We start from the raw sequence: 17403 nt of genomic DNA on the forward strand, positions 1-17403 counted from the left end.
ACATAGAAGAGGTTTACGTAAACATACAGTGACCCACGTCACCCGTCAAGTGGTGATTTTTGCTGGCCGCCCAACGTCTGCCACCCGGCCGGGGGGGGGGGGGGGCGGGCCCCCGGGCCCCCCCCCCCACTTTCGCGTCACAGCTAGGCGAGATAAACGTGCTTCCCTGTCATGATGGTGGGCTGGATACAGATGAAGAGGCCTCGGTCCCCACCGGCCCATGGTTCTGCCGTCATGTGGCCCCAAAGGCGCGTGAGTAACTCCCGGTCAACAACATGGGTTGAGGACCCGCTGACCAACACCGACCATCCTTCGCTTCGATCAGTCCTGGCATCGTCGATTTGGAAAGATGTCTGCATCCGGGCCGCCGGCCCACCAATCAGCCCTTCCAGCGAAGTGCGGAAGTAAATGGCGTGATCGTGAACCAGATAGTTGACAGGCAAGATCATCACCCTGCCGTGGTGGACGAAACCTATCCGCCCAGTGTCGTGCGAATGCAGCTTCTCCCAGCACTGCACCTCACTAAGGTCTTCGCTGACGTGACGGGCACCATCGATGCGTACAGGTTCTTGGCTGGGCACACTCATTTCATGCTTCCTTTTCGGGGGTGTGCACTACAAGAACGGGGCAATGTGCGTGGGCGACGCAGGCCGAACTGACCGATCCCATCAGTAGGCCGCCGAATCCGCCATGGCCGCGCCTGCCCACGACCACCATCTCAGCCCCGCGGCTTGCTTTGATCAGTCCTTGCCGGGGATGGCCCTGTTCCAGGTGCGAAGTGACGTTGTCCGGCACGTCAATGCCGAACGCCTTTTCGACTGACTCCTTGAGGACTTGCCCGGCTGCCTCCTCAAATCCCGTGATCCCCACGGCGAGATAGCCCTCATAGACCGGCGGAAAATCCCAGTAGGCCATCGCCTCGACTGCTGCCCCCAAGGGGACTGCCAAACGTTGGGCTTCGCGGAGCGCCTCGATGGACGGCTCCGAACCATCCACCCCCACAATAATCTTCCCCGGTGATCCGTCCTTGCTCATTCTTTTTCCTCCTGGCGCTCGTGACTTTCCTTCCTGTCAGAATGCCGTGGTTGGCCAGCATCGAACAGGGCCGAAGGTCACAGTGTCCGGAGACCCAAGTGCCCGATATCTTCGGTCCAGACCTCGATAGGGATGAGCAGGCGTACCCACCCCAGTTCCTGTAGGACCTTTGGCTCTTGCTGCCGGATCACATCTGCATCACGCTCATTGCATGGCAAACACGATGAAGGCGTGGTGGGTGGGACGGACAGGAAACACATCGACTCACCCGCTGGAGCACGGGACCAAACGCGTACCGCACCCTGACAAGGGCGAAATACTCGTTCGGGTCAATGTGTGTGGGGTCTGCCGCACGGACCTGCATCTGGCTGAAGGTGACCTACCTCCGCGCCATTCCCGGATTGTTCCAGGTCATGAAGCTGTGGGAATCGTCGTTGAATCAGGCCCCGGCACTGGCAGGTTTGAAACCGGCGACAGGGTGGGCATCGCGTGGCTCGGCGGCACGTGCGGTGCTTGCCACTATTGCCAGCGCGGCGCCGAGAACCTGTGCAGCACACCGGTTTTCACTGGCTGGGACCGTGACGGCGGCTTCGCGGAAATGATGACAGTCAGGGAGGACTTTGCCTACGCCGTTCCTCCCCACTTCAGCGATGAGGAGGCGGCCCCGCTCCTTTGCTCCGGCATTATTGGCTACCGTGCCCTGAAACGGGCTGCCCTTCCCCCCGGCGGCCGCTTGGGCATCTACGGGTTCGGAGGCTCAGCCCACCTGACCGCGCAAATCGCAATCCATTCAGGCGCGTCGGTCTTCGTCATGACACGATCCGAGGAGGCGCAGGTTTTGGCCCGAAGCCTGGGTGCAGAATACGTCGGCGGTGCATTCGACGCTCCCCCGGTGAAGCTGGACTCAGCCATTCTCTTCGCACCGGTGGGTGAACTGGTACCTATCGCGATGAGGGCGTTGGACAGGGGCGGAACTCTGGCGGTGGCCGGCATCCACCTCTCCGACATCCCCTCGATGAACTATGCGGACGAGCTCTTCTACGAGAAGCAAGTCTGCAGCGTCACCGCCAACACGAGGGCTGACGGAACGGAATTGCTTTCCCTCGCAGCGGACATGCCATTGATTCCCACCACCACGGCATATCCCTTTGCCGCTGCCGATCAAGCCTTGGACGACCTCGCGAATGACAGAATCACTGGAGCCGCCGTGTTGAGGATTCCATGACGGGTCACCGTCACCGGGCTTGGACGTCAGGTTTTCTTTCTTTTCGCGAACCGTTTCTCGAGTTTTGCTTCCGCGTCCTCGCGGCGTTTGCCCATCCGAAACAACTGCTGAACCAGCGGATTCTGTGGGATTGAAGGAACCCGTCGGCGTTGCGGCTGACTGCCCTGATTGCCCGACCCTGGCTCGGCCGTCTCAGATGGGCGTTGAGGTCCGGGTTCCGATTTCCCAGAACTGCGTTCGATCTTCATTCGGCAACCCTGCGCATCTGCCCATGCGCAGGAACCCGGCTGCCTGCGGGTTTCGTGTCGGCTGGCGACATCGGCAAACAATGGTCTTGGACCAAGCCCATCCCCGCGCACTCACGGACACGAGAGATGCCCCGCACCGCGGAGTCCTTGTCTACGTACGAGCACGAGACTGCGAGTTCCCGTCCTTCGGAGTCCACCAGCCGGAACCTGACGTTGGCTTGGCCGTCAGTAAAAAGCTCAAAGATCCCAGTCATGGGTCCGCCCTTTCTGCACTTGCTGATCACGGCATCATCGGTCCCCCTATGCCTTCCATCAGGATGCCCGCTGACAGAGTTGGGTCGTAAGGGCCGGAAGTCCCGTTGCTTCTTGCCCGGTCCCGTTGCAGGACCTTGGACGCTGGAAGGCATGCCCCATGACGGCGGACCAATCTCCCCGCTATCCGAACAAGGCTTCCGCTTCCTTGAAGCGTGCCTCCGGAACGGTCTTGAGATCCCCCAAAGCCGACGCGAGGGGCACGTCCGTGATGTCGGTGCCTCTCAGGGAGACCATGGTCCCCCATTTCCTTTCAGAAGCGAGACCAACCGCAGCCATACCCAGGCGGGTGGCGAGGACCCTGTCGAAAGCCGTGGGTGCGCCCCCGCGCTGGATGTGTCCCAGAACGGTGGCCCTGGTTTCGATCCCGGTCATCTCCTGCACCAGCCCTTCCAACATTATTCCGATGCCACCGAGACGCGGCCGGCCGAAGGTATCAAGACCCCTTGGTGAATACGGTGCCTCCTGTCCCGTGGGCGCGAAAGCCTCTGCAACAACCACCAAAGGGGCCCTGCCACGTTCATGGGCCGAACTGACCCAAACGGCTATTTGCTCCAAGGAAACCCTGTGCTCGGGTATCAGGATCGCGTGGGCGCCCGAGGCCATCCCTGCATGCAAGGCGATCCACCCTGCATTCCTTCCCATGACCTCAGCAATCATGCACCGATGATGGGACTCCCCGGTGGTTCGCAGGCGATCGATTGCCTCGGTAGCCGTTTGGACGGCAGTGTCGAATCCAAACGTGTAATCCGTAGCACCCAAGTCGTTGTCGATGGTCTTTGGTACACCAACAACGTTGACTCCCTGCTCTGACAAGATCCGGGCCGCCGCAAGGGTTCCCTCACCCCCAATGGCTATCAACCCGTCCACACCATGCCTGCGAAGTGATTGGCTCACGGCCCCAGATTCACCGTCCCGCAGGGGATTCGTCCGGGATGTCCCCAGCATCGTGCCCCCGAGACCGGAAATCCCCCGCACCGCAGACCTGGGCAGTGGTATGACATCGTCACCCAGGACACCTTTCCACCCATCGCGGAATCCAACGAACTCGAAGTCGTGGCTGATGGTCCCCCTGAGAACTGCCCCTCGGATGACAGCATTCAAACCCGGGCAGTCACCACCACTTGTGAGAATCCCCAAGCGCCTCATGACCGGCGCGCCTCCTGGCCAGGATCCAGCCTGAAGCTCCTGCTCTCCCCGGGTGCCAACATGACAGACCGCCCTTCCATCCGAAGAGAAACGGGAGCGGCATCGCCATGCGCGGACGATACCCGGATGCGCCCATCCTTGAGCTGGACCTTCAGCAAATGCCCCCTGTATTTCACGTGAAAGGCAACTGCGCGCAGTCCTCTGGGCATGCACGGCGTGAAAGACAAACCATCCCGCCCCAACTTCAGCCCGGCAAAGCTCCTCTGAATGACGTCTATGGAACCTGCCATGGCACCCAGGTGAATACCCGCTTTGGTTGTCCCATGCTGGGTGTCATCGAGATCTGCGTCCAACGCCTCCCGAAAGCTATCCCATGCCCTATCCGGGTCCACGGAAGCCAGGACAGAGGCGTGGGCGACGCGGCTCAGAGTGGAACCGTGAGCCGTCCTGGCCAGGTAGTACTCAATAGTCCGGTCCAGTTGCTCGTTGGACAAGGCGTAACCAAGTTTCGCCATGAACTCGCGGAGCCCCTCATGGCCCAGCAGATACGGCAACATCAACACGTCGGCCTGCTTCGCGAGTTTGTAGCGGTTGACGTCGTCGCCCTCCGCTTCAAGGATGAGATCCAGCCGCTCGATGTTCTCGTACACCTGGCGGTACTTGTCCCAGTCAAGTTCTTCCAGCGCGTCGTACCCATGAAACTGGCTGATGACACCATCGGCGTGGAACGGAACAAACATCCTCCGGGACACCCGCTTCCACAACGACACTTCGTCAGCCGTGATGCTCAAACGCTCCGTGAGATCAGCCAGCTCATGGCCCTTCAGCATCCCGTGAATCTCTGCGGCGCGCTCGCAGGTCCATGCCGCCATGACGTTGGTGTAGGCGTTGTCATCCAGGCCCGGATCAGGCTCCCCTGGACGGCGGGTGTGGTATTCATCCGGGCCTACGACGCCTTTCAGGTGGAAACGGTGATCGTGGTGGTCATACGCCGCCATGGCAGCAAAGAAGCGTGCCACCTCCACAACGAGTTCTGCTCCTTTGTACAGGAACCAAGCCTTGTCACCAGTGGCTTCAAAGTACTCCCAGACGTTGAAGGCAACCGCGAGCCCCACGTGCCGTTGCATCCTGGAATGGTCCGGCACCCAGCGCCCCGACCTGGCGTTGTAGAGCCAATGCGGAGTTTCTTCGCTGCCGTCGCTGCCGCTTTGCCACGGGAACATTGCTCCGGGCAAACCGAGCCTTGACGCCGCCTGCCTTGCTTCCGGGAGCCGCCGCCATCGGTATTCGATCAGTGCCCGGGCCACCTCGGGGGTTCTGGCAGTAAGTACGGGCAGGACGAAGAGCTCGTCCCAAAAGACGTGACCCCGATAGCCCTCGCCGTGCAGTCCCCTGGCCGGAACACCGGCGTCGAGCTCTGCCGTGTGATGCGTCAGGGTCTGCAGGAGGTGGAAAAGATGAAGGTTCAAGACCAATTGGACCTGGGTGGAGGAGTCGAGTTCCACGAGGAACGGCCGAAGGATCCGCCTCCACGCGGCCACATGGGAACTCAGCAGAGCTTCAAAGTTTGTGCCCGCCCTCGCAAGAACGGCCGAAGCGGCCGAACCCGCGGACGATATGGGCTTATCCCGGGATGTTACGACGGCGGCAACCTTGGTTAAGGCGGTTGCCGCACCATCAGTGCAAGCAACGTCAAAAGTGAGGAAGTGGAACGCCTTGACCCTTCCAGGCGACCCTGCATTGCCTGCAGCATCTGCATGGAAGGCAACGGCTACACGTATTTGGCTCTGGCTGGTTTCGGCTTCGACCAGAAGATCGCAGCTTGGGCCACCACGGCTTCCTGCCGTCTTGTCGCTCAAGTGGACGCGGCTTCCCATGGCCGGCTCCGGCAGGTTCGCATTCCTGATGCCAACATCGACCCCGCTCCGCACCGTGACTGTTCCGTTCCAGCCCAGCGGCGTCAAGAGAGTCTCGACAGCCAGCACGTGCGGCTCCGCCATGGAGACCAAGCGCCTTTCAGCGACGTCCAGACGCCGACCGTCCGGGGACTCCAGAAGATCATGACGAATCAACAGAGCCCGACCCATGTCCAAAGTCCGCCGCTCCTCCACCAAACGCAAGCCAGCCTCCGACCACCACGTGCCGTTCTCCAGGCAGAGGTCCAAGGGAAGGCAATCGGGTGCGTTGACCATGTGCTCGTCGATTACAGACTCCTCGCCCATCCTGGCGACCACCCTGTTGTAGACACCGGCCAGATACATGCCGGCATAGCGCGATTCCCGGCCGCCTTCGGAAACAGCCCCGCGAACACCCATATATCCGTTGCCCAACGTCGTGAGGGCTTCCCGGTGCCCCTCGTGTTCCGGCGCTGTCCCTTCGTAGGTGAGCTGCCAAGGATCACTCATGACCAGGCCCAGGTCCAGCTCGCCTACATCGTTGAGGACCACGTGCGCACCAGCTGCTTCGAGTTGTCGGCGGGTCCCCTGCCGGTCGATGCCCACCACAAGCCCGAATCCACCGCGACGCGCGGATGTCACCCCCGCCACTGAGTCTTCTATGACCACGGCGCGAGCCGGCGGGACCCCCAGGCGCCTGGCCGCCTCCAGGAATACATCCGGTTCAGGTTTGCCCGGGAGCCCCAATTTTGAGGCGACGGTACCGTCCAGCACCACCGCGAAAGTCTCTGCCATGCCGGCCGCGGCCAACACGGGAGTGGCGTTGCGGCTCGACGTCACCACCCCCGCCTTAACCCCTGCCGCCTGCAGACTGCCCAGCAGCTCCAGTGTTCCCGGGTATGCCTGAACGCCGTCCTTCTTTAGACGGGCGAGGTAAGCCTTGTTCTTCAGCGCCCCAAGCCCGTAAGCGGTCCAATCGCCGGTTGCATCGCTTGGTGCGCCGAGATCAACGACGACGCCCCGGGACGCCAGCAGGTTCATGAGCCCGACTTCGCGGGGCTTGCCGTCCACCAAGGACAAATAGTCGTTTGAAGTAAACGGCTGCACAGGTTTGACCTTCGGAAACCTGGGATCGCCCATAATCGCCTCGTACGCGTCGCGCCAAGCCAGCTGATGCACCATGGCAGTCCGGGTGACTACGCCATCCAGATCGAAGATGACCGCGTCATAAGGGGGTCTCGCCGCAGCCGCCGTGGGTGATGCCTTCATGGCTCTACACTGGGTCCGGCCGTTTGAGATGCTTTTCTGCAGCAGCTATCAAGGGGACCGTCCGGATGAAGGTATCGGGGTTCAGTGAAATCGAGTCAATGCCTTCACGGACAAGAAACTCCGCAAAATCCGGATGGTTGCTTGGACCTTGACCACAGATCCCTATCCGGATTCCTGCTGCATGCGCCTTCCCGATGACCTCCGAGATCATGGTGGTCACGGCTTCATCGCGTTCATCGAAGAGCCCTGCCAATTGTTCCGAATCACGGTCTACGCCGAGCACCAATTGGGTCAAATCATTGGAACCGATGGAGAACCCATCAAAACGGCGGGCGAATTGTTCCGCCAGCACCACGTTGGAAGGGATCTCACACATCATGTAGACGCGCAGCCCGTGCTCTCCACGCACAAGTCCGTTCTCCGACATCGCATTGAGCACCTTGTCCGCTTCATCCACTGTGCGGCAAAAGGGAACCATGACTATGACGTTTGAGAAGCCGATGACTTCACGTGCGCGTTTCACGGCCAGGCATTCCAACGCGAAAGCTTCACGGTAGTGCTTGTTGTAGTAGCGGGAAGCCCCCCGGAATCCCAGCATGGGGTTTTCTTCAGGGTGTTCGAAGAAGCTGCCGCCGATGAGATGTCCATACTCGTTGCTCTTGAAATCGCTGAGCCGGACAACCACTGGTTTCGGATGGAAAGGAGCAGCAATCTTGGCTATGCCTGTGGCAAGGACACTGACGAAATACTCCTCGGGGCTGGTGTAGCCCCTGGTCAGTTGTTCAATAACAGCTGATTCGGCGTCATCCATCACCAACTCGGGATGGATAAGGGCCATCGGATGAACACGGATCAAGTTGTTGATGATGAATTCCATCCTCGCCAGGCCGACTCCTGCAGCGGGAAGACGCCACCAGGTGAAAGCTGCGGCCGGGCTGGCGATGTTGACCATGATGTCCGTGCGCGTTTCGGAAAGGCTCCCGGTGTCCACCTCTTCTACTTCGAAGTCCAGCATCCCGTCATAGACGTGTCCCTCTTCTCCTTCGGCGCACGAGAGCGTGACAACTTCCCTACCTGCCAGCGCGTCAGTTGCGTCGCCAGTACCCACCACGGCGGGAACGCCTAGCTCACGGCTCACAATCGCCGCGTGACTGGTGGGTCCCCCGTGGTCAGTCACGATCCCAGCTGCCCGCTTCATCACGGGAACCCAGTCCGGGTCCGTCATCCGGGTTACCAAAATGGCCCCATCCACAAACGCCTCAATGTCCTTGGCATCGCGGATGATGCAGACGGGGCCTACGGCTATGGAATTCCCGACCGCTGCGCCGGACGCAAGGAGACGGCCATCCTGTCCCAGGTGATACATGCGGAAGAGCGTCCCGCTTTTTTGGGCCTGAACTGTTTCCGGTCGCGCCTGGACCATGAACAGCTCGCCTGTGACGCCGTCTTTGGCCCATTCCATGTCCATGGGACGTCCGTAGTGGTCTTCCACGGACACGGCCCACCGCGCGAGCTTGATGATGTCGATGTCCGGGAGAACAGTGGCACGTCGTTCTTTGTCGGTGGTTTCCACCATCGCCGTGGAGGCGGTCCCTCCCAAGCGGTACACCATCTTGCGCTCTTTGGATCCCACGGATCTCTCGATCACAGGCACCAGAGCGGGGTTATCAAGTAGCGGTTTGAACACTTGGTACTTGTCCGGGTTGATGGTGCCCTGGACAACGGTCTCGCCCAATCCCCAGGCCGCGCTGATGACGACGCTCTGTGGAAAGCCCGACTCAGTATCGATGGAGAACATCACCCCTGACGCTCCGATGTCGGATCTAACCATGCGCTGGACACCTATGGACAGTGCCACGTCCAAGTGCCCAAACCCTTTGATCTCCCGGTAGCTAATGGCGCGATCAGTGAAAAGCGAGACAAAACAGCGTCGGCAGGCATCCAGGAGTGCGCTCTCACCTGAGATATTCAGGAATGTTTCCTGTTGCCCGGCAAAACTGGCATCCGGCAGGTCCTCTGCCGTTGCGCTGCTGCGGACAGCTACCGCCAATCGCTCCTGCCCGGCCCGTTCGCCCAGGCGCCGATAGTTATGCCTGATGCCCTCAATAAGTCCGGACGGAAACTCGCCCGCCAACATTGCGTCGCGGATGGCATGCCCCGTCTCGCGAAGAGACAACCTGCCTGACCTAAGCTCACTCATGGAATGACTGATGACCGATTCGAGTCCGTTGGCAGCCAAGAACTTCCTGTACGCGCCGGACGTCGTAGCGAAGCCGTCGGGGACCTTCACCCCTGCTGAACGCAACGATGTGGTGAGTTCACCCAGTGACGCATTCTTACCGCCCACTTCGGGAACATCCCCCATTCCGATGTCCTCAAACCATGTGACATATGACTCTTCGATGGCTGGCTGCATGCCTTGATTCTGGGCGGCCCGGGCCAGCCCGGGCAGAGTCTTTGGTCCCGAACCTTGGTGTGACTTTCGGCCCTGTTTCCGCATTGCCGCACCACACATGCTGGGAGGGAAGGCAGGAGGCACACCATGGCACTTTCGGAGTTCGAACGGCTCGAACTGGACAACATTTCGCAGGGTCTTCTGGAGGAGGACCCCAGGCTGGCAGCACTCATGAGCCTGGAAGACCTCGATCGACGCCGCTGGAAGGGCATAAAGCGAGGCTGCCTTGCTGCGCTCGGCGGGCTCGGACTGCTGCTGGTGAGTTTCCCACTAGGCAGTTTGGCACTCGGTGTGGTGGGTTTCCTCGTGATGGGTGGGGGGACGTACTGGGCAACCCTTTTCATGGGTGACCGCCCTATGCGGTGGAGGCCGCGCACCCGGGAAAACGCCCACGAGAAGAACAAGGAACAGTCATGAAAGCACTCGTTGTCTATGATTCCGGCTTTGGCAACACCAAGTCGATCGCTGAGGCCATTGCCGCAGGCCTCAGCCCACTGAACGCGAAAGTCCTGCCGGCCGGTCAGGTGCGATCCGACGACATCTCGGCAGGTGACCTGTTGGTGGTCGGCAGCCCGATCAACGGTTGGCGCCCCACACAGAAAACCATGGAGGCTCTGGCCCGTCTTGGCAGCCGAGGGCTTTCCGGGGTGGTTGCTGCCGGCTTTGATACGAGGGTCAAGCTGTTCATCCATGGTGATGCCGCCAAGAAGATCACAAAGACCCTCAAAGAGGCCGGAGCCAGCATAGTGGCCGAGCCAATGGCCTTCTACGTCAAGGGAACTGAGGGTCCCTTGCTTGACGGACAGACGTCCCGCGCAGCTGCGTGGGGTGAAGAACTCTTGTCCATTGCCACAGCATATGGAATCCAGAGGAGTGCGTGATGGCAGGCTGGCTTGACCCGAGCAAGATCATTGTTGGCGTCGACGGCTCCGACGCATCGGTGGAAGCACTACGCCAGGGACAACGAATTGCGCTGGCCCTCAATGCACCGCTTGAAGCGTGGGGGTGCTGGGAGATGCCGCTGGGATACGAAGGATATCTGGCCATGGGCATAGATGGCTTCGCCCATGATGCCGAGGAACGACTCGATAAGGCACTGGTCGAGGCTTTCGGCACTGAGAAGCCCAGGAACGTCAGTTCCCGCCTTGTTCAGCAGTCTCCCCGTGCAGGGCTTGTTGAGGGCAGCAAACATGCATCACTTCTGGTGGTAGGCCGGCGCGGTCACGGTGGTTTTGGTGGACTTCTCCTCGGTTCGGTCAGTTCGGGCTGCGTTGCTCACGCGCACTGCCCCGTCCTGGTGGTCCACTCCCCGGAGAAGGGTCATTGAGATGACCACTGGGCAGATGTCCGTACCAGCAGCTCCAGTGCGACCGGCGGTCGGCGCGTCTGCCGTGATCGAAGCGGTAGGGCTAACAAAGACCCTACTGCCCTTCGGGACCGCATCTTCCGCGCAGTCGAGGGGTGCGACGTTCCTGCTCCTGATCTACGGGGTCCTGGCACTGTCCAACACCATGCTGTTCTCGGCTTTGTTCCCGGCTGCGGCCGGGGCCGCTGCCGCAGCCCTCGGCGTTGCCTCGCTGATCTCCAACCGGAAAGAACGCTAACCATGAAAAAACCAGGTCATGTTGTCCTCCTCATTGTCGGCATTGTTCTGTCTTTGGTCGGCTTCACGTTGGCCGCGGCAGGTGCGGTAGCGACATGGCTTGCCTCTTCCCAAAACGACGGATCATTCTTCACCTCCCCAACAGAGCGGTACACGGTTTCGTCCCGGGCATTGGTCTCCCCCCAACTCGATGCGGTGGGCGAGGGCACGCCCGAAAGGCTTCCCTTCGACGTCGGAACCCTCAGGCTCCGTGCCTCCGCGACGGAAGCCGGGCGTGAAGTCTTCATTGGCATTGCACCCCAGAACGAGGTGGACGCATACCTTGCAGGGGTGCACCACACTGAGTTGCGTGAAGTGAAGTTCCAACCCTTCCGGCCCGTTTACACGGACATTCCAGGATCATCCACCCCTGCAACGCCCGGTGCGCAACAGTTCTGGGCAGCCTCGGCCTCCGGAACGGGCGAGCAGGAACTCACGTGGAACATCGCCCCCGGTAATTGGACTGTGGTGGTGATGAACGCTGACGCCAGCGGTGGCGTCTCCGCAGATCTGCAGGCCGGTTTCCGTTCTGACCTCATGAGGCCTGCCGCAATGGGCCTGTTGTTCGCCGGCGTCCTGGCCATCCTTATCGGCGTTCCGCTGTTGGTGTTGGGCGCCGTAGGTCTGGGCCGTGGCGGAGGATCACCGGGGCAACCCCCTTCGACATCACCGGCAGCGCGAGGACCCGCACCGGTAAGCGCCCTTAACTCTCCGCTTCATTTCACCGGCCAGCTGGACGCCGCATTGTCGCCGTGGCTGTGGCTGGTGAAATGGTTCCTCGCCATCCCCCATTTCTTCGTGCTGTTTTTCCTCTGGTTCGCGTTCGCCGTCACCAGCATCATTGCTTGGTTCGCCATCCTTATTACTGGCCGCTACCCGCTGTCCCTCTTTCATTTCAATGTCGGCGTCCTCCGATGGAACTGGCGCGTGGCCTTCTATGCCTACGCCGCAGGCGGGACCGATCACTATCCTCCGTTCAGCCTCTCCCGGACGGACTACCCGGCGAACGTGGAGGTGGTTTATCCGGCCCGCCTCTCCCGGGGCCTGGTTCTTGTAAAGTCCTGGTTGCTGCTCATACCGCACCTGTTGATCGTGGGGGCGTTCACAGGAACGGCGACGTGGGCTTGGAGAACCGAGGACGGACCCGCCGGCGTGATCAACGATCGCGGCGGCGGACTGTCCTTGCTGGGTCTGCTGGTCCTCATCGCTTTGGTAATCCTGTTGTTTACCGGCAGCTACCCGCGACCCCTGTTCGCCTTCATCATGGGCATCAACCGATGGGTGTACCGCGTGCTCATCTACGGAGCCCTGCTGCGCGATGAGTATCCGCCGTTCCGTCTGGATCAGGGTGCCTTCGATCCCGAGCAACTGCAGCCCCCAAACGCTGACGGAAGGGCCGGCCTGCGGTGAATGACGACGAGCCAGCAGTAACCCCCGACGTCGGCGTGTCGGTGTAGTTGCTTCCGTTGCGGTAGCTGCGGACAACGTTTTCGACACACACACATTTAGGAGGAACCATGACTCGAGGGATGCTTCTGACCGTGCAGGCATTGGTCGCGTTGACATCGATTGCCGGCGGCTTGGTCATGGCCATCGGATCGTGGCCGGGAGTGGACAAGAGCGTTTTGCCGCCGGAAATCCAGCTACCGGTCGAATACCTGGACGGGTCACCCTTCAGCAGCTACCTGGTCCCGGGGCTTCTGCTGGCCGTCATCGTCGGGGGCTCACACACGGTGGCCTTCGTCCTGCTCTTCCGTCGACGTGGATTGGCATCCATGGCGGCCGCCACGGCGGGATATTCCATCCTCGTGTGGATCTTCGTCCAAATGGCACTGATCCCGTTCAGCGCCCTGCAGGCGGCCTACTTCGGAGCGGGTTTGGCGGAAGTAGGTTTGCTCCTGCTTTTGCTTGGAGTAGCCTCGCCACACCCGGCCACAGACACTGGGTTGCAGGCTGGGCCTTTGGGCCCTGTTGGGGACCGAAAAGCGGCCGTAGGATCTCCGCATGAGCGACAAAAACATAGTGCCTGAGGCAGAAGTACTTGAAACGGAAGATTGCTGGAGGCTCCTCGGCGAGGCCAACGTTGGACGACTTTCTGTGATCGTCAACGGCCACCCTGATATCTTTCCCGTGAACTTCGCGGTGGATAACAACACTGTGGTTTTCAGGACCGGGCCGGGAACCAAACAGTGGGCCATGGAGGATGACGCCGTGGTAGCAATCGAAGCGGACTCCGTGAGCGCCGAGTTCGGTATCGCCTGGAGCGTTGTGGTGAAAGGCGGCGTTGAAGAAGCAGGATCGGAGGGCCCCCGTCTTGACGAAATCAGGCGTGCCCTCTTCCCGTGGCAGGGAGTGGCCCAGGACCACCTCTTCAGGATCGTTCCGGATTCAGTAACCGGGAGACGATTCGACCTTTCAGCGCCGATGTCGCTTCGGACTCCACTCAACGACGCAACACGGGCCGGCCTGGAATAGTCCGGTGCGCCCTTGAAGAATCAGGTGGCACCTCCTCGCACCGGAACAGTCCTGTCAGCAGACCGGCTCGTCAAGAGATTCGGTGACCTGACCGCCGTCGACGACGTCTCCTTCGCCATCCGCCCCGGTGAGACTTACGGCCTCCTGGGCCCGAACGGAGCCGGTAAGACCACCATCATCAACATGGTCGCCGGCCTGGTCCCCGCCGATTCCGGATCTGTGGAGGTGGCCGGTATCCGGATGGACCCGACAGGCATTGCGGCAAAACGCCATCTGGGGCTGGTGCCTCAAGAGCTCGCCATTTATCCGGATCTGTCGGCCCGCGAAAACCTGAACTTCTTCGGCAGGCTCCAAGGACTGGGGCGGAAAGAACTGGCCTCCAGGGTGGACTCAGTCCTGGATCTCCTCGGGCTGGCCGAACGTGCGGGTGAGCAAACCAAAAAGTACTCCGGTGGAATGAAGCGTCGTTTGAACATTGGTATCGGTCTGCTGCACCGCCCCGGATTGCTGATCCTCGACGAACCGACGGTTGGTGTCGACCCGCAGTCCCGCAACTCAATTCTTGAGGCGGTGGGAAACCTGTCATCGGAGGGTACGGCTGTCCTTTACACGACCCACTACATGGAAGAGGCCGAGCGCCTCTGTGATCGGATTGCCATTCTTGATCAGGGCCGGGTCCAGGCCGAAGGAACCAGGGACGAACTCATAACACTAACCGGTGGACTGGACCGGATCACCCTTGTGGGGACCGGACGGCTCACGGCGGCGGCTGAAGCACTCCGGTCACTCGACGGCGTTCATCGCGTCACCGATTCAGGGGAAATCGGGTTGATGCTCACCGTTACGGACGGGGCCGCCCTGCTTGCAGGGATTGTCACCACTGCCGCCCGCTCAGGAATGACCATGGCTTCGGTCGCCGTGACGCGACCGGACCTCGAATCGGTTTTCCTGCATTTGACCGGCAAAGCGCTCAGGGACTGACCATGCGAGCGCTCTGGACCATGGTCGGCAATGATTTTCGTCAACGCCTGAGGGATAAGTCAGTGCTCATCTTCTCACTCATCGTCCCGTTGGCACTGATGGGCGTGCTGAGCCTGGCTTTTGGCCGACTGGGTACCGGCAGCGTCGACCTGCAACCAGCCACGGTCGTAGTGAGCGTCGAAGACTCCGGCCCGCTCGGAGCTGCGCTGCTGGATTCACTGGGGTCCACAGAAGCCATGAAGGTCACTGTCCGTGAGGTGCCAGCGGATGCCGTGAGCTCCGAAACCCGCACTACCGGTGCCGCCTTGGGAATCGTTATCCCGGCCGACTTCAGTTCCGCCTTGGCTACAGGGCAGCCGTCCACGCTCCAACTTATCGAAGGCAGCGGGTCCGTCCTCGAGACGAGTGTCCTGATCTCGATCGTCACCGGAATCGTAGACCAGTTCACCGCTGCGTCAGTTACGGAGGCGGCCGCAAGACTGGGTGGAGTCCCCCCTGATGCGGCGGCAGCCATTGGGCGGATCGCGGTGGCCGGCGAACCGATTCTCCATATCACGGAAGGAACCGCGCCAGCTGGGCAGTTGTCGCTTCGAGCCGGTTTGGTCGCCGGACAAACAGGGTTGTTTCTTTTGTTCACGGTGGGGTTCGGTGTCCTTGGACTGTTGGCGGAGAAGGAACAAGGAACCCTCGGCCGGATCAGGTCCACCGCTGTGCCGCAATGGACCATTGTCGCCGCTAAAAGCGGCTGTTGGCTTTTCACTGGGAGTCGCCGCCAGTGCGGTGCTGCTTGCCAGTGGCACGCTCCTCTTCGGCGTGGACTTCGGCTCTCCGGCCGTTGTGGGTTTGTTGGTCCTCGGGGCAGCGGCGGCGGCCACCAGCTTAACCTTTATCGTGGCTAAGGTGGTTCGGACAGCCGAACAAGCCAATGTGGCGCAATCCATTGTTGCCATGGTGTTGGGTATAGCGGGAGGTGCATTCTTTCCCATCCAAGCGTCAGGTTTCATGGCGGTCCTGATGGATCTGAACCCGGTGGGTGCGTTCATCCGGGGCCTGGGAATCTCGGCCGGCGGCGGCGGCGTCGCCGAAGTCGCCGTGCCGTTGATGACGATGTGGGGATTCGCGGTTGTGTGCGTCCTCGTCTCCCGTTTCCTGCCGGACCGGGGCGCCAAGACGTGAAAGTGATCTTCGCCATCGCCGGCGTGGAAGTGCGGCGCTTCCTGCGGGACCGATCCAACATCTTCTTCGTCTTCATCTTCCCGCTCCTGTTGATTCTGTTGTTGGGCACCCAGTTCGGCTCCAGCAACAGCGAAACCCGGGTTGCATTGGGCGGTGGTTCCGGCACGGTTCTGGAATCGTCGATATCGGAACAGTTGGAAGCCGACGGCATGCAGGTGGAATCCGGTACTGCGCAAGTGGTGCGCGAACAACTGGGGCGCGGAAGGGCCGACGTCGGGGTCATCATCAGCCCCGAAGCGGCAGCCGCGTTCAATGACGGACGCGTAGCGGATCTGGAAATTCTGACGGCATCGCAGGCTTCGGCCCAAGCGGCATTGCAGGAGGTCAAGGGCTCCCTGATGGCCATCAGCGTGCGGCACAGCCAGCGCGCCGCCTTGGAACAGACAGGCCTGCCGGCAGAGGCCGCGGCATCCGCCTTGGCCCAGGCGAAAGAAGCCGTTCAGGCACCCCGGGTAGACATTGTGGACACCGACAACACCTCCCAGGAGTTCCGCGGACTCGGAGTCTTCGATCTTGGGGCGGTACAGCAACTGCTGCTGTTCATCTTCCTCAGTTCCCTCACCGGTGCCGCCACGCTGATCCAGGCCCGCCGGTTCGGCGTCATCCCGCGAACCATGGCGGCACCTGTGACCAGCGGTCAGACGATCATCGGCCAGGCAGCAGGAAGGTTTGGGATCGCCTCGGTTCAAGGTGCATACATCCTGGTTGGTACGGCTCTGCTCTTCGGCGTCGATTGGGGCAACCTCTGGCTCACCGCACTGGTACTTCTGGCCTTCAGTGCGGTAGCGGCCGCAGCGGCCATGATTATCGGCTCGCTCTTGGATCACGACGGCGCCGCAACAGGGATCGGCATAGGCGCAGGTCTCGTACTGGCTGGTCTGGGCGGCTGCATGGTGCCACCGGAGTTCTTCGCCGAACCACTCCAGTCAATATCGTGGCTCACCCCTCACCGGTGGGCATATGACGCCCTGGCCGCCATCCAGCGGCGGGACGCCTCCTTTTCCGACATCCTGCCTGGCCTGGGCGTTCTGGCAGGGATGGCCGCGGCTCTCCTTTTTTGTGGTGCGTGGCTCCTTCGGCGCAGCCTCCGAAGGGCGCTATGACCACGGTCCTGCCCACGGATGCTGTTGCCTTCTTCAACGGATCCCCTCAAGGTCTCGCGATCTGTGAGGCCGTCTTTGCCATCGCCGGTGGACTCGGTGATTTTCAGGTCCACGTCTCCAAGAGCCAGGTCGCGCTACGGCGGCATCGTGGGTTTGCGTACTTGTGGCGACCGTACAAGTACGTCCATTCGGGGGTACCGGCCGTGTTGTCGTTGGCGTTGCCCTATAAGCTCGACTCCCCAAGGTTCAAAGAAATAGCTCATCCTGCTCCTTCCGTGTGGATGCATCACGTGGAACTCCACAACTCCGCCTTGGTCGACGCCGAGGTTGCGAAGTGAATCAAGGAGGCCTTTGAGACGGCATAGTTGCCACGAACCG

Annotated in this window: 19 protein-coding genes; 13 read left to right on the forward strand and 6 right to left on the reverse strand. The window is 61.1% G+C overall.

Annotated features, from left to right (window positions below):
- Positions 1-143: 143 nt before the first annotated feature.
- Together LN996_RS12180 and LN996_RS12185 are read right to left on the reverse strand one after the other, a co-directional pair.
- Positions 144-587 (reverse strand): pyridoxamine 5'-phosphate oxidase family protein, encoded by a 444-nt coding sequence (locus LN996_RS12180; RefSeq protein ID WP_231340643.1) that lies wholly within the window; start codon positions 585-587, stop codon positions 144-146.
- A 1-nt stretch (position 588) separates the two neighbouring features.
- The gene (locus LN996_RS12185; RefSeq protein ID WP_231340644.1) at positions 589-1035 is read right to left on the reverse strand and encodes a universal stress protein; all 447 of its coding nucleotides are present in this window, start codon (positions 1033-1035) and stop codon (positions 589-591) included.
- 211 nt (positions 1036-1246) lie between these two features.
- Here LN996_RS12185 and LN996_RS12190 point away from each other — a divergent pair, with 211 nt between their 5' ends.
- A complete protein-coding gene (locus LN996_RS12190; protein WP_231340645.1) occupies positions 1247-2260 on the forward strand; it encodes a zinc-dependent alcohol dehydrogenase family protein in 1014 nt (337 codons plus the stop codon).
- A 244-nt stretch (positions 2261-2504) separates the two neighbouring features.
- Here LN996_RS12190 and LN996_RS12195 read toward each other — a convergent pair whose 3' ends face one another.
- The 4 genes from LN996_RS12195 to ppsA all read right to left on the reverse strand — a co-directional run bounded on the left by LN996_RS12195 (position 2505) and on the right by ppsA (position 9549).
- Positions 2505-2762, reverse strand: a complete 258-nt coding sequence (locus LN996_RS12195; protein ID WP_231340646.1) for a YegP family protein — start codon at positions 2760-2762, stop codon at positions 2505-2507.
- A gap of 181 nt (positions 2763-2943) precedes the next feature.
- Entirely contained in the window at positions 2944-3969 is a 1026-nt protein-coding gene (locus LN996_RS12200) for a 6-phosphofructokinase (protein ID WP_231340647.1), read from the reverse strand.
- Complete coding sequence (locus LN996_RS12205; RefSeq protein ID WP_231340648.1) at positions 3966-7133, reverse strand: HAD-IA family hydrolase; 3168 nt, start codon at positions 7131-7133, stop codon at positions 3966-3968. The genes LN996_RS12200 and LN996_RS12205 overlap by 4 nt, the downstream gene beginning before the upstream one ends.
- A gap of 4 nt (positions 7134-7137) precedes the next feature.
- A complete protein-coding gene (gene ppsA / locus LN996_RS12210; protein WP_231340649.1) occupies positions 7138-9549 on the reverse strand; it encodes a phosphoenolpyruvate synthase in 2412 nt (803 codons plus the stop codon).
- Positions 9550-9675: 126 nt separating this feature from the next.
- Here ppsA and LN996_RS12215 point away from each other — a divergent pair, with 126 nt between their 5' ends.
- From LN996_RS12215 to LN996_RS12270, 12 genes are all read left to right on the forward strand, one after another.
- Positions 9676-10005 carry a DUF3040 domain-containing protein gene (locus tag LN996_RS12215; protein ID WP_231340650.1) on the forward strand — a complete coding sequence of 110 codons (330 nt, stop codon included), beginning with the start codon at positions 9676-9678 and terminating at the stop codon, positions 10003-10005.
- Positions 10002-10469 (forward strand): flavodoxin domain-containing protein, encoded by a 468-nt coding sequence (locus tag LN996_RS12220; RefSeq protein WP_231340651.1) that lies wholly within the window; start codon positions 10002-10004, stop codon positions 10467-10469. Before LN996_RS12215 ends, LN996_RS12220 begins: the two co-directional genes overlap by 4 nt.
- Positions 10469-10915, forward strand: coding sequence for a universal stress protein (locus LN996_RS12225; protein WP_231340652.1), 447 nt, complete (start codon positions 10469-10471; stop codon positions 10913-10915). Before LN996_RS12220 ends, LN996_RS12225 begins: the two co-directional genes overlap by 1 nt.
- Before the next feature lies 1 nt (position 10916).
- Positions 10917-11192 carry a hypothetical protein gene (locus LN996_RS12230; RefSeq protein ID WP_231340653.1) on the forward strand — a complete coding sequence of 92 codons (276 nt, stop codon included), beginning with the start codon at positions 10917-10919 and terminating at the stop codon, positions 11190-11192.
- A gap of 2 nt (positions 11193-11194) precedes the next feature.
- On the forward strand, positions 11195-12640 hold the full coding sequence (locus tag LN996_RS12235) for a DUF4389 domain-containing protein (protein WP_231340654.1): 1446 nt from the start codon (positions 11195-11197) through the stop codon (positions 12638-12640).
- 107 nt (positions 12641-12747) lie between these two features.
- A complete protein-coding gene (locus tag LN996_RS12240) occupies positions 12748-13260 on the forward strand; it encodes a hypothetical protein (RefSeq protein WP_231340655.1) in 513 nt (170 codons plus the stop codon).
- On the forward strand, positions 13235-13705 hold the full coding sequence (locus LN996_RS12245) for a pyridoxamine 5'-phosphate oxidase family protein (RefSeq protein WP_231340656.1): 471 nt from the start codon (positions 13235-13237) through the stop codon (positions 13703-13705). Before LN996_RS12240 ends, LN996_RS12245 begins: the two co-directional genes overlap by 26 nt.
- 12 nt (positions 13706-13717) lie before the next feature.
- Complete coding sequence (locus tag LN996_RS12250; RefSeq protein WP_231340657.1) at positions 13718-14686, forward strand: ABC transporter ATP-binding protein; 969 nt, start codon at positions 13718-13720, stop codon at positions 14684-14686.
- A 2-nt stretch (positions 14687-14688) separates the two neighbouring features.
- A complete protein-coding gene (locus tag LN996_RS12255) occupies positions 14689-15585 on the forward strand; it encodes an ABC transporter permease (RefSeq protein WP_231340658.1) in 897 nt (298 codons plus the stop codon).
- On the forward strand, positions 15467-15862 hold the full coding sequence (locus LN996_RS12260) for an ABC transporter permease (RefSeq protein WP_231340659.1): 396 nt from the start codon (positions 15467-15469) through the stop codon (positions 15860-15862). The genes LN996_RS12255 and LN996_RS12260 overlap by 119 nt, the downstream gene beginning before the upstream one ends.
- A complete protein-coding gene (locus LN996_RS12265; protein WP_231340660.1) occupies positions 15859-17025 on the forward strand; it encodes an ABC transporter permease in 1167 nt (388 codons plus the stop codon). The genes LN996_RS12260 and LN996_RS12265 overlap by 4 nt, the downstream gene beginning before the upstream one ends.
- Complete coding sequence (locus LN996_RS12270) at positions 17022-17363, forward strand: DUF5655 domain-containing protein (protein WP_231340661.1); 342 nt, start codon at positions 17022-17024, stop codon at positions 17361-17363. The genes LN996_RS12265 and LN996_RS12270 overlap by 4 nt, the downstream gene beginning before the upstream one ends.
- Positions 17364-17403 lie beyond the last annotated feature (40 nt).

It is taken from the genome of Arthrobacter sp. AK01 (assembly GCF_021109375.1).
Classification (GTDB): domain Bacteria; phylum Actinomycetota; class Actinomycetes; order Actinomycetales; family Micrococcaceae; genus Arthrobacter.